General features: G+C 34.1%; 9 protein-coding genes. All 9 read left to right on the forward strand.

Annotated features, from left to right (window positions below; genetic code table 11):
- The first annotated feature begins 5 nt into the window (after positions 1-5).
- The 9 genes from EDD66_RS04810 to EDD66_RS04850 all read left to right on the forward strand — a co-directional run bounded on the left by EDD66_RS04810 (position 6) and on the right by EDD66_RS04850 (position 12468).
- The gene (locus EDD66_RS04810) at positions 6-1904 is read left to right on the forward strand and encodes a peptidoglycan D,D-transpeptidase FtsI family protein (RefSeq protein WP_243115302.1); all 1899 of its coding nucleotides are present in this window, start codon (positions 6-8) and stop codon (positions 1902-1904) included.
- Positions 1905-2005: 101 nt separating this feature from the next.
- Positions 2006-3940, forward strand: coding sequence for a penicillin-binding transpeptidase domain-containing protein (locus EDD66_RS04815; protein WP_123608421.1), 1935 nt, complete (start codon positions 2006-2008; stop codon positions 3938-3940).
- Positions 3941-4007: 67 nt separating this feature from the next.
- Positions 4008-4964, forward strand: a complete 957-nt coding sequence (mraY, locus tag EDD66_RS04820) for a phospho-N-acetylmuramoyl-pentapeptide-transferase (protein ID WP_123608422.1) — start codon at positions 4008-4010, stop codon at positions 4962-4964.
- Between the two features lie 33 nt (positions 4965-4997).
- Positions 4998-6353 (forward strand): UDP-N-acetylmuramoyl-L-alanine--D-glutamate ligase, encoded by a 1356-nt coding sequence (murD, locus tag EDD66_RS04825; RefSeq protein ID WP_123608423.1) that lies wholly within the window; start codon positions 4998-5000, stop codon positions 6351-6353.
- A gap of 16 nt (positions 6354-6369) precedes the next feature.
- The gene (locus EDD66_RS04830) at positions 6370-7518 is read left to right on the forward strand and encodes an FtsW/RodA/SpoVE family cell cycle protein (RefSeq protein ID WP_123608424.1); all 1149 of its coding nucleotides are present in this window, start codon (positions 6370-6372) and stop codon (positions 7516-7518) included.
- Positions 7519-7604: 86 nt separating this feature from the next.
- Positions 7605-8858 carry a UDP-N-acetylglucosamine 1-carboxyvinyltransferase gene (murA, locus tag EDD66_RS04835; RefSeq protein WP_123608425.1) on the forward strand — a complete coding sequence of 418 codons (1254 nt, stop codon included), beginning with the start codon at positions 7605-7607 and terminating at the stop codon, positions 8856-8858.
- An 11-nt stretch (positions 8859-8869) separates the two neighbouring features.
- The gene (locus EDD66_RS04840; protein ID WP_123608426.1) at positions 8870-9610 is read left to right on the forward strand and encodes a cell division protein FtsQ/DivIB; all 741 of its coding nucleotides are present in this window, start codon (positions 8870-8872) and stop codon (positions 9608-9610) included.
- Positions 9611-9766: 156 nt separating this feature from the next.
- Positions 9767-10984, forward strand: a complete 1218-nt coding sequence (ftsZ, locus tag EDD66_RS04845; protein ID WP_123608427.1) for a cell division protein FtsZ — start codon at positions 9767-9769, stop codon at positions 10982-10984.
- A 542-nt stretch (positions 10985-11526) separates the two neighbouring features.
- Positions 11527-12468 carry a sigma-E processing peptidase SpoIIGA gene (locus tag EDD66_RS04850; RefSeq protein ID WP_123608428.1) on the forward strand — a complete coding sequence of 314 codons (942 nt, stop codon included), beginning with the start codon at positions 11527-11529 and terminating at the stop codon, positions 12466-12468.
- Positions 12469-12481 lie beyond the last annotated feature (13 nt).

Raw genomic sequence — 12481 nt, forward strand, 5'->3', positions numbered from 1 at the left:
ATCAGATGAAAGAAAAAAAAATAAGGAAGTTTACGTCAAAAATGCAAGCAAGTGTATTGCTTGTTTTTTGCGTTGTTATAGTAATTTTTGTGGTATTAATTGGTAGACTAATTTATCTTACCAATAAAGATGGAGACAGATATGCGAAAAGAGTTTTATCACAACAGACATATGTGAGTAATGTCGTTCCCTTTAAACGGGGAGACATTATAGACAGGAAGGGAACTGTATTAGCAAGAAGTGAGAAGGTCTACAATCTTGTGTTAGACCCAAAACAAATTCTGGAAAAAGTAAAAGTAGAGGAAGAAGAAGTACAAAAATACAAAGAACCTACAATACAGGCATTAGTGGAATGTTTTGGTGCCAACAGAGAAGAAATTATAGATCTATTAAATGAAAAAAAAGAAAAAAGATATTATATCTTACAAAAAGAACTTTCCTATGAGAAAGTTGATTCTTATAATGAGTATGTAAATAAATTGAAAGAAGATAAAGATGGAGTAGGAAACAATATTAAAGGGATCTGGTTTGAAGAAGAATATGTGCGCAGATATCCATTAAATACAGTTGCAAGTGATATCATAGGATTCACATCAAAAGGTAATGTTGGAAACTGGGGCATTGAAGAATATTATAATGAAGAATTAAATGGATCGAATGGCCGTGAATATGGATATTTTGACAGTCAGCTAAAACTGGAAAGAACGGTAAAACCAGCGAAGAATGGAAATACAATCGTATCAACGATAGACGCTAATGTTCAGGATATGATTGAAAAAGAAATCAAGAAATATAATAAAGATGTCGGGAGCAAAAATACGGCAGTACTGGTGATGAATCCCCAGAATGGGGAAATTTTAGCAATGGCTTCTAATCCATCTTATGATTTAAATAATCCGAGAGATTTAGATAAATTCTATTCTAAAAGTGAAATAGCAGATATGAATGAGGAAGAAAAACTAAAGTTATTAAATGAAATCTGGAGAAATTTTACCATTAGTGATGCCTATGAACCAGGTTCCACATTCAAACCTTTTACTATGGCGGGAAGCTTTGAGGAAGCTGTTTTAAACGGAAGTGAAACCTATTACTGCGATGGTCATGAAGAAGTACTTGGAGTTACAATTAATTGCAGTAAAAGAACAGGACACGGACAGATAACTTTAGAAGAAGCAATGATGTTTTCATGTAATGATGCATTAATGCAGATAGCAAAAAAGGCAGGTAAGAATACTTTCAGCAAATATCAGGAGATTTTTGGGTTTGGAAAAAAGACTGGAATCGACCTTCCTGGAGAAACAACAGGATTGATTTTTTCAAAAGAAAAATTAAATCCCATTGAACTGGCAACCAGTAGTTTTGGACAGGGAGAAGCTGTTACCATGGTTCAGATGGCAAGTGCTTTTTCATCCCTTATAAATGGCGGCTCTTATTACCAGCCACATGTTGTAAAACAGATCCAAAATGAGAGCGGAGCCATTGTTAATAATATTGAAGGAACTTTAGTGAAAGAAACCATATCTAAAAAAACATCAGATATTTTAAAAGAATATATGTATCAAACTGTAGAAAACGGAACTGCAAAGGGTGCTCAAGTGTCAGGATATGAAATTGGCGGTAAAACTGGTACTGCAGAAACAATCCCCAGAGGCAATGATAAATATTTAGTGTCCTTCTTAGGTTTTGCTCCGGTTGAAAACCCGACCATGGTGATCTATGTAATTGTAGAAGAACCCAATGTTGAGTTTCAGGCCGATAGTTCTATTGCAACAAAAATGGCCAGCCGCATTATGGAAAAAATACTTCCATTTCTGAATATTTATCCTACGAAAGAGAAATCTGAGGAAGATAATAATGTAGAATCTCATGAAAATGTGGTGGAGGAAGAAACCACAGAGGAATAATTTTCGTATATAACCTAACAAATCGTTAATAATTAAGATAACCACTCATATCTGATGCATATTAGTAATAAAATAAAATAATCAAACTTATTAGGATATTTATGGTTAGAAATAAAACATATAATCGTAGAAGTATATTATTTGTAGTGGTTATGATTGCAATCGTAATCATTTGCCTGATCGGCAGATTAAGTTATCTTATGATATTTAAATCAGAATATTATGCTGAAAGAGCCAGAGAAATTCATGAAAGGGAACGTCCTATCAAAGCTCCCAGAGGTAATATATATGATGCAAATGGAGTTAAAATTGCCGGAAACAAACCAGTTAGCACCATTTCAGTTATCCACAATCAGATTACTGATCCAGAGCGTGTAATAAGCGAATTATCTATGGCCTTAGGAGTTAGCGAAGAGACGGTAAGAAAAAGAGTGGAAAAGGTTTCTTCCATAGAAAGAATAAAATCCAATGTGGATAAGGAAACGGCTGATTTTATTCGAAATTTATCTCTGGATGGTGTAATGGTTGATGAAGATTATAAAAGATATTATCCTTATGAAACTTTAGCATCAAAAGTGATTGGTTTTACAGGAAGCGATAATCAGGGAATTATAGGGTTAGAAGTTGCTTATGATAAGGTTCTAAAAGGTACCAATGGAACAATACTTACATTAACAACTGCCAGAGGGGTAGAAATACCTAACGCAGCGGAAGACAGAATTGAACCTATACCAGGAAATGATCTATACACAAGTATAGATATTAACATACAAAAATATGCAGAGCAGGCAGCAAAAAAGGTTATGGAAGCGAAGGAAGCAAAGAGTGCAAAAATCATTGTAATGGATCCCAGGAATGGTGAAATTTATGCAATGGTAAATGTTCCAGAGTTTGACTTAAATAATCCTTACGACTTAAATTATGAAACAAGTGAAAATTTAAGTGATGAAAAGAAAAATGAGCTTCTAAATAATATGTGGAGAAATGCCTGCATTAGCGATACTTATGAACCTGGGTCTACTTTTAAAATAGTAACAGCTACTGCTGCACTGGAAGAAAAGGTAGTAAAACTTACAGACACATTTTCTTGCCCGGGATTTCGAATTGTTGAGGATAGAAGAATACGTTGCCATAAAACAACGGGACATGGCACAGAGACTTTTGTAGAAGGAATTAAAAATTCATGTAATCCCGTGTTTATGGATATAGGGGCTAGAGTCGGCCCTAAGAATATGTACAAATACTATGAAAGATTAGGATTGTTTCGTAAAACAGGAATTGATGTTCCGGGAGAAGCAAATTCAATCATGCATAAATTGAAGGATATTGGTGCAGTGGAACTTGCAACTATGTCATTTGGGCAATCGTTTCAAATATCTCCGGTACAATTACTTACTGCAGCAAGTGCAGTAGTAAATGGAGGCACAATAGTAACCCCTCATTTTGGGATAGAGATTAGAAATTCTGAATCCAATGCAGTAAAAAAATTAGAATATGAAACAAGAGAAAATGCCATTTCAAAAGAAACATCTGATACAATGAAGATGTTGCTTGAAGCAGTTGTTTCAGACGGCAGTGGTATAAGGGCTTATCTTCCAGGTTTTCGTATTGGGGGAAAAACAGCAACTTCTGAAAAATTACCAAGAAGCAGCAACAAATATATAAGCTCATTTCTTGGGTTTGCGCCGGCAGACGATCCACAAGTGATTGCAATACTCTTAATCGACGAGCCTGTTGGTATCTATTATGGTGGAACAATTGCAGCGCCTGTAATATCAGAATTATTTGATAATATATTGCCTTACCTTGGCATTGAAGCAAAATACACAGAAGAAGAAATGGAAGAATATAATATCGGTGAAATTACAGTTCCCAATTTTGTTGGCAAAACCAAAAAAGAAGTGAACGAGTTAAAAAAAGTACATGAAATATCATATATTTATTATTTGGGTGAAGGTGAAGTCGTGAAAGAACAATTCCCATTACCAGGGGAAAAGATTAACAAAAATAGTGACTTGATTCTATATTTAGAATGACATATAATATTGTAGTTATATGATTAGAGAAAGATTTACAATAGAGAAAACTATGAGGTGAATTTAAATGGATTTTAAAATAATTATACCAGTATTGATATCTTTTACAATTAGTGTGATACTTTGCCCAATTTTTATCCCTTTTTTGAAAAAATTAAAATTTGGTCAATATATAAGAGACGAAGGTCCAGAATCTCATCAAAAAAAATCAGGTACACCTACCATGGGTGGATTAATTATATTATGCAGTATTGTAATTACATCATTAATATATATTAAAGATAATATGGAGGTACTCCCAATCCTTTTTGTAACTTTAGGTTTTGGATTGATTGGATTTCTTGATGACTATATTAAAGTAGTGTTGAAGAGAAATTTAGGACTTAGAGCATGGCAAAAGATGTTTGGGCAAATTTTAGTTACAGCAATATTTGCTTACTATTTGATTAATTTCACAGATGTTGGTACTGCTATGATCATACCATTTAGTAGTGGTAAATTCCTCAATTTTTCTTATATGTTTATTCCTTTACTATTTGTTAGTTTTCTAGGTACAGTAAATGGTGTTAATTTTACAGACGGTCTTGATGGCCTGGCTTCCAGTGTCACTGTTCTGGTCGCCACATTCTTTAGTGTTGTTGCCATAGGGACGGGGAGTGGAATTTCACCAATTACTTGCGCAGTAGCGGGAAGTTTATTAGGATTTTTAATTTATAATGTATATCCAGCCAGAGTATTCATGGGAGATACGGGTTCTCTGGCACTGGGAGGATTTGTAGCCGCCACTGCATTTATGCTAAGAATGCCAATATTTATTATAATTGTGGGATTTATTTATTTAATAGAAGTAATATCAGTAATGCTGCAAGTTGGATATTTTAAAGCTACAAAAGGAAAGAGAATTTTTAGAATGGCGCCAATTCATCACCACTTTGAATTAGGAGGATGGTCTGAAACAAGAGTCGTTGCTATATTTTCCATAGTAACTGCTGTTCTATGTCTGGTGGGATTAATGGCACTATAATATTTAATAAGAACGATATAAGGGAGAAACGGCATGAACTTTGAGAATAAGAACGTATTAGTAGTCGGCACGGGCATTAGTGGAATTGCTGCAACAGAATTACTAAATAAGATGAATGCAAAGGTGATACTTTTCGATGGAAATGTAAATCTGGATATAGATAAAGTAATAGATAAAATTGGCGGCAAAGAAAGGGCTGATATCATTCTTGGAAATTTGCCGAAAGATGTGATGGAAACCCTTGATCTGGTAGTACTTAGCCCCGGCGTTCCCACAGATATTCCTTTAGTGAATGAACTTAGAAATTTACAATTGCCTATTTGGGGAGAAGTAGAATTAGCTTATCAGTTTTCCAAAGGAAAGATTGTTGGTATTACTGGAACAAATGGAAAAACAACTACAACCGCATTGGTCGGTGAGATAATGAAAATATATTATGAAAGTGTTTTTGTTGTTGGGAATATTGGTATTCCATATACCCAGATGGTATCTGATATGAATGATAATTCTATAACTGTTGCAGAGATGAGCAGCTTTCAATTAGAAACAATTTATGATTTTAAGCCAGATGTATCAGCAATACTAAATATTACACCAGATCATTTAAACAGACATCATACAATGGAATGTTACATAAATGCAAAAGCAAATATATTCAAGAATCAGACGTCAAAGGATATCCTTGTTTTAAACTATGAAGATAATACCTTACGTGAGCTTAGTAAAAAAGCAAAGGCTGAGATTTTGTATTTTAGCAGTAAACGTCCGTTGGATAGAGGTATTTATTTAGAAGGCGGGAATATTATATATTCTGTAGATAATGAAAAGATTCATATCTGTAATATCCATGAGCTGAAAATACTCGGGACTCATAATTATGAAAATATCATGGCTGGTATTGCTATCGGGGGCAGCCTTAATGTACCAATGGATTGTATTAAAAAGGCAATCACATCCTTTGTTGCTGTAGAGCACCGGATTGAATATGTGGATGAAAAAAATGGCGTAAAATATTATAATGATTCCAAAGGAACGAATCCAGATGCTGCAATCAAAGGAATTGAAGCCATGGTTACACCTACTTTACTTATCGGTGGGGGATATGATAAGAATTCGGATTATAAAGAATGGATTCAGTCTTTTCATGGTAAAGTAAAATATCTTGTTTTACTGGGACAGACAAGAGAAAAAATTGCGGAAACTGCAAAAAACCTTGGTTTTCATAATATTATTCTGGTAGACACCTTAGAAGAAGCAGTGGATGTCTGCAAAGAACATGCTAAACCAGGAGATAGCGTATTACTTTCTCCTGCCTGTGCAAGTTGGGGAATGTTTAAGAATTATGAAGAAAGAGGCAGAGTGTTTAAAGAGTTAGTTTACAAGCTTTAAGTAGGGGGATGAATCAATGGCGTTAGACAGGGCAGAACGATCAGCAAAACTTAAAAAAGTCCATAGTTATTATGATTATAGCTTACTGTTTCTCACACTTTTTCTTGTGTGTTTTGGCCTGGTTATGATTTATAGTACGAGTTCCTATACTGCACAGACAAAAAATCTTGCGCCAACACACTTTCTAGAAAAACAGGGTATTGCGGCTATCCTTGGTGTCGTTGCCATGATTTTTGTCTCAAAGATAGATTATCGAATTTACATAAAAAAATTACCTGTCATAAAAATTAAGTTAGTAACATTATTATATATATTCTGTAGTTTTTTACAAATATACGTGCTTATATTTGGAGATGTAATTAATGGAAAAAAGAGATGGATCGACTTAGGTCCATTAGGAAGTTTCCAGCCTTCGGAATTATCTAAAGTAGGAACGATTTTATTTGTCTCCTATATTATAACTTTAGCACCAAGACAGTTGGATAAAATAAAAGGGTTCTTTCGAGTAGCGGTTTATATGGCACCACTTCTTGGATTAATTGCCAAAGAAAATTTAAGTACTGGTATCGTTATTGCAGGCATCATGTTTGTTATGTGTTTTGTCGCCAGTAAAAAGAAAGCATATTTCTTTTGGGTAGTCGGTATCTTAGTAACAGCCATTGTTGGTTTTATTATAATAGAGCCATATCGAATTGGGCGTATTGACATATGGTTAAATGTTGAAACGAATGAAAATGGATTTCAGATTCTCCAAGGGCTGTATGCAATTGCATCAGGGGGTATCTTTGGTACCGGACTTGGAGAAAGTATGCAGAAATTAGGGTTTATTCCAGAATCCTATAATGATATGATTTTTACCATACTTTGTGAAGAGTTAGGTCTATTTGGAGCAGTTGCGATCATCTTATTATTTATATTGCTAATATGGAGATTATTTATAATAGCCATTAGTGCTCCCGATCTCTTTGGTGGGCTTATCTCTGTAGGAGTACTGACACATATTGCGATTCAAGTTATTCTTAATATAGCAGTTGTTACTAATTCCATACCATCCACTGGTATACCGCTCCCATTCATTAGCTATGGAGGAACTTCAGTGGCGATCCTGCTTGTAGAAATGGGCATTGTACTCAGCGTTTCCAATCAAATTAAGTACGAAAGATAAGTTTTTTAAAAAAACAAAGCCAAACACACATATTTTCTTATTTCATATAATATAATATATTTCTGATTTTCAGGGGTGTGTGTCAGGTGTCACGTATTGAAGTTATTGGTGGAAAACAGTTACATGGAGAACTTAATATACATGGATCTAAGAACGCAATTTTACCCATATTAGCTGCTACAGTATTAAACAGAGGGGTATGTAAAATGAATAACTGCCCTTATATATTGGACGTACTTCATATGAACAAAATACTTGAAAGTATAGGATGTATCGTGACTATGGAAGGAAATTCAATTATTGTAGATGCAAAAAATATTCTTAAGACGGAAGTCTCAGATGAATATGTAAGGCAGATGCGTTCCTCCATTATATTACTGGGTGCGTTACTTGGAAGAGAAAAAAGTGTAACTATATCATTTCCGGGAGGATGCTCCATAGGAGCCAGGCCGATTGACCTGCATTTAAAAGCATTAAGAAAATTAAATGTAGAAATTAAGGAAGAAGATGGTTTGCTTTATTGTAATACTACAAAAGTTATTGGTAATGATATTGTGTTAGACTTTCCAAGTGTTGGAGCTACAGAAAATATAATTTTAGCGAGTGTTATTTCGGAAGGAACCACTAAAATTATTGGTGCAGCAAAAGAGCCGGAAATTATGGAACTTTGTAATTTCTTAAATGCTATGGGAGCAAAAATTTACGGTGCTGGAACAGACTCCATTACAATTGAAGGAGTAGAAGAAGTTCATGATGTAGAATATACACTTGTTGCAGATCGTATTGTAGCGGGAACTTATATGGCAGCTCTTGCTGGACGCGGCGGAAAGATTACATTAAAAGGAGCCAGCTGCAGAGAACTTTATTCTGTAGTAATGACTTTGATTGATATGGGATGTGGGATATATTGTGGCAGTGATTATATTACCATTAGTTCTATGGAACGGCCTAATGCAATTGACATCATAAGGACGAGTCCATATCCAGGGTTTCCAACGGATATGCAGTCCCAAATTATGGTTACCTTATCTATTGCCCAAGGAACAAGTATTATTATTGAGAATATATTTGAAGCGAGATATAAAAATGTAAGCGAATTAATTAAAATGGGGGCTAATATTATAGTCGAGGGTAAGCTGGCTGTTGTGAAGGGAGTTCCTATGCTTCATGGTGCGGAGGTTTTCGCAAGTGATTTGAGGGGCGGTGCTGCATTAGTAATTGCGGGAATTATTGCAGAAGGCAGAACCATAGTCGATAATACTTCTTATATCTCCAGAGGTTATGAAGATATAGTAAGGGATTTTAAAGAAATAGGTGCTGATATTAAATATCTGGATTAATAGGTGATGTGATGATACACGATGTACAGAAGAAATCAAATTATGGAAAGAAAAAATTCAAGAAGTTTCTTATCTTATTTATAATTCTTCTTATAGCAATTTTAATTTTATATTTTGGCTTCCGCATAACGAAGGTCAATGTTATTGGATGTGATTACTATACAGAAGAACAGATAAAGAATAAGTTAATTGTAAATGAATTTGATAAGAATTCATTATTTTTATTCCTAAAACATAAGTACTTTGATAAAACAGAGATTCCATTTATTCAGAAAATAGATATTGAACTAGTAAATCAGAATACAGTTGATATTAATGTTTATGAAAAAACAATGATAGGCTGTATTGAATATATGGGTCAGATTCTTTATTTTGATAAAGATGGGATTATCGTAGAAAGCTCTAAGCGAAAAATAGATTACGTACCTTATATTGTTGGACTAAAATATGATAAATTGGTTCTTAATGAAAAGATAGAAACTCCAAACGATAAATTGTTAGTTACTATCTTAAATATTACACAATTAATAAGAAAGTACCAATTACCAATTGATAAGATATCATTTAGTCCAAACAATGAGGTTACGTTAATATCAAGTGATATCAGGGTTCTCCTTGGTAAACATGATCTTTATGATGAGCAAATGGCGAATCTTAAAAATATTTTACAAAAGTCCGGGAACCTAAAAGGTGTGCTGGATATGAGCAACTTTACAGAAGAAAATAATACATTTGTTTTTAAGCCAGATTAAGAATAGTACTATTGTCCCAATTCAGTCATAATAATCGAGAAATTATGTAAAAAATCAAATTTAGGGTTGATTATTTTTTGAATTAAATATATTATATTATATAGGTTATGGGTATGAACTGGGGATAAAATTGAAGAGGATGAAGGAGGAAGTACCTTGCTTGAAATAAAGACAAACGGAGCAGATTCTGCAGCCAAAATACTTGTTGTTGGAGTAGGCGGAGCAGGAAATAATGCTGTTAATAGGATGATAGAAGAAAATATAATTGGGGTTGAATTTATTTGTGTAAATACGGACAAGCAACATTTAAAAAATTGTAAAGCCCCAACGTGTGTTCAAATTGGTGAAAAATTAACAAAAGGGTTAGGAGCGGGAGCTCAACCTGAAATTGGTGAGAAAGCAGCAGAAGAAAGTGTAGAAGAACTAACTGAAATTATAAAAGGCTCCGATATGGTATTTGTTACATGTGGTATGGGCGGTGGTACCGGAACAGGTGCAGCACCGGTCGTTGCTAAGATAGCAAAACAACTGGGGATTTTAACAGTTGGTATCGTAACGAAACCATTTAAATTTGAAGCAAAAGCACGTATGAATAATGCGATTGGGGGAATTGATAAGTTAAAAGAGAATGTAGATACGCTTATCGTTATTCCTAATGATAGATTACTTGAGATCGTAGATAGAAGGACAACAATGCCGGATGCCTTAAGAAAAGCGGATGAAGTACTTCAACAAGGTGTGCAGGGTATTACAGATCTTATTAATGTTCCAGGGCTTATTAATCTTGACTTTGCTGATGTTCAGACAGTAATGAAAGATAAAGGTGTTGCTCATATTGGTATTGGTCTGGGCAAAGGCGATGATAAATGTATTGATGCTGTTAAGCAGGCAATCACCAGTCCTCTTTTGGAGACAACTATCGAAGGTGCTTCCCATGTAATTATTAACATCTCTGGTGATATTAGCTTAGTTGAAGCAAATGAAGCTGCTACATTTGTACAGGAATTAGCAGGTGAGAATGCAAATATTATCTTTGGTGCAATGTTTGATGATACAACTCCAGATGAAGCTACAATTACTGTAATTGCTACAGGCCTTGATGAAAGTGCCAATGGAGAACCTATTAAGGCACCAAGCTTTTTAAATAACAATAACCTGAAGTCAAATTTTAAATATAATACTGGCAGTCCGGTAAAAAATACTACATCTACAGCTGGAACAACTAGTCATCCAACTTTAGGCAATTCAATGAAACCACAAAGTTTTACATCAACTGGAAATCAAAGTATTTCCAAAATGCCAGCGAATGAAGATTCAGAACATGGCGGAATCAAGATTCCAGAATTCTTACAAAGAAATCATAATCGAAAATAAAATAAATACATACGCGAAGGCAACGAGCCAAGCGTCAAAAAAAGAACGGGAACAAACCTATGCTTGCATAAAGGTTTGTTCCCGTTCTTTTTTTGACATTTGGCGACTGCCCGCGACCGAGAGAGACGAAGTCTCTTGAGGTACGCGAAAGTAATGCCCTCGAGAGACGAAGTCTCTCGAGGTACGCGAAAGTAATGCCCGAGAGAGACGAAGTCTCTTGAGGTACGCGAAAGTAATGACCGAGAGAGACGAAGTCTCTTGAGGTACGGAAAAGTAATGCCTGAAGAGAGACTGCGTCTCTTGAGGTATGCGAAGGCAACGAGTCAAGGGGGAGGGACTACTCTGGCTCTTTTTGACATTTGGCGAATGTACACATAAAGCTACAATAATTGTAAATAAATGGAACATAAAAATACGATAAAAATTCCAATTTATGACAAAATATAAAAGATGTCTAAGATATAATAGGAATAGCTAAACAGATGGAAGTGATATTTTATTAAGTCTTTTAGGCTATACAAAAGAAGTTATGGAGGTGAACCTTGTACCTTGAGATTTACATTGATACACTTTTTTTAATAAATTTCATTATGGACATTATTCTACTAATAATATTAAAAAAAGTTAGAAAACTAAATAGTACAACAATTAGAATTGTTTTGGCTGGAATAATAGGTGGAATAAATGCATGTGTTATTGCATTACTTCCAAATCTAAATATGGTGATAAAGTTTATCTTCATGTACATATTCACAACCTGCCTAATGGTTAGGATCGCTTATCGATTCATTAATCTCAGGGAATTTATTAAGAATATTATAATGCTTTTTATTATAACATTTTTCTTGGGTGGGTTTCTAAATTCTCTATATTATCACACGAATTTAGGGTATTTCTTTAGAGAATTATTAATGAAAAATTTGTTTTCTAATGTTAAAATTAAGTTCTTTTTATTATTAAGCCCAATAATATTTGTTGGAATCAAACTATTTATTAAAGCATTCGAAGAAACAAAGAGGAAGGCTCATAATATTTATGAGGTGGAAGTAAAATACAGTGATAAAAGTCTGATATTAAAAGGGTTATATGATACTGGTAATAGTTTAAGAGATCCAATTTCAAAAAAGCCAGTTGCAATAGCAGAATATAGCTCGGTAAAAGAACTTCTGCCAGAGAAATTAAAAGATACAATTGAAGCCTACCTTAAAGAAGGGTTTTTAGATCATAATACTATTGGCATAGAATATGCGGCATCCATACGTTTTATTCCTTACAAATCGATCGGCAAAGATAATGGTATGCTAATAGGAGTAATTTTTAATGAAGTTATTGTACATTCTATTGATGAAGTAGCAAATAATAAGCTAGAAGAAAACAGTAATAATTTTGTATCAAATAATATGAAAACGATTATAGCCATGCATAATGGGAAATTGTCTAACAACGAAGATTATCAAGTTATTTTACATAAAGAATTACTATAAATAGGAGGAACAA

Source organism: Mobilisporobacter senegalensis (assembly GCF_003752155.1).
Taxonomy (GTDB): domain Bacteria; phylum Bacillota; class Clostridia; order Lachnospirales; family Lachnospiraceae; genus Mobilisporobacter; species Mobilisporobacter senegalensis.

Coding starts and splice junctions, on each gene's coding strand:
- EDD66_RS04810 (WP_243115302.1), top strand. CDS start 6: ATGAAAGAAAAAAAAATAAGGAAGTTTACGTCAAAAATGCAAGCAAGT.
- EDD66_RS04840 (WP_123608426.1), top strand. CDS start 8,870: ATGATACACGATGTACAGAAGAAATCAAATTATGGAAAGAAAAAATTC.
- mraY (WP_123608422.1), top strand. CDS start 4,008: ATGGATTTTAAAATAATTATACCAGTATTGATATCTTTTACAATTAGT.
- murD (WP_123608423.1), top strand. CDS start 4,998: ATGAACTTTGAGAATAAGAACGTATTAGTAGTCGGCACGGGCATTAGT.
- EDD66_RS04830 (WP_123608424.1), top strand. CDS start 6,370: ATGGCGTTAGACAGGGCAGAACGATCAGCAAAACTTAAAAAAGTCCAT.
- EDD66_RS04815 (WP_123608421.1), top strand. CDS start 2,006: ATGGTTAGAAATAAAACATATAATCGTAGAAGTATATTATTTGTAGTG.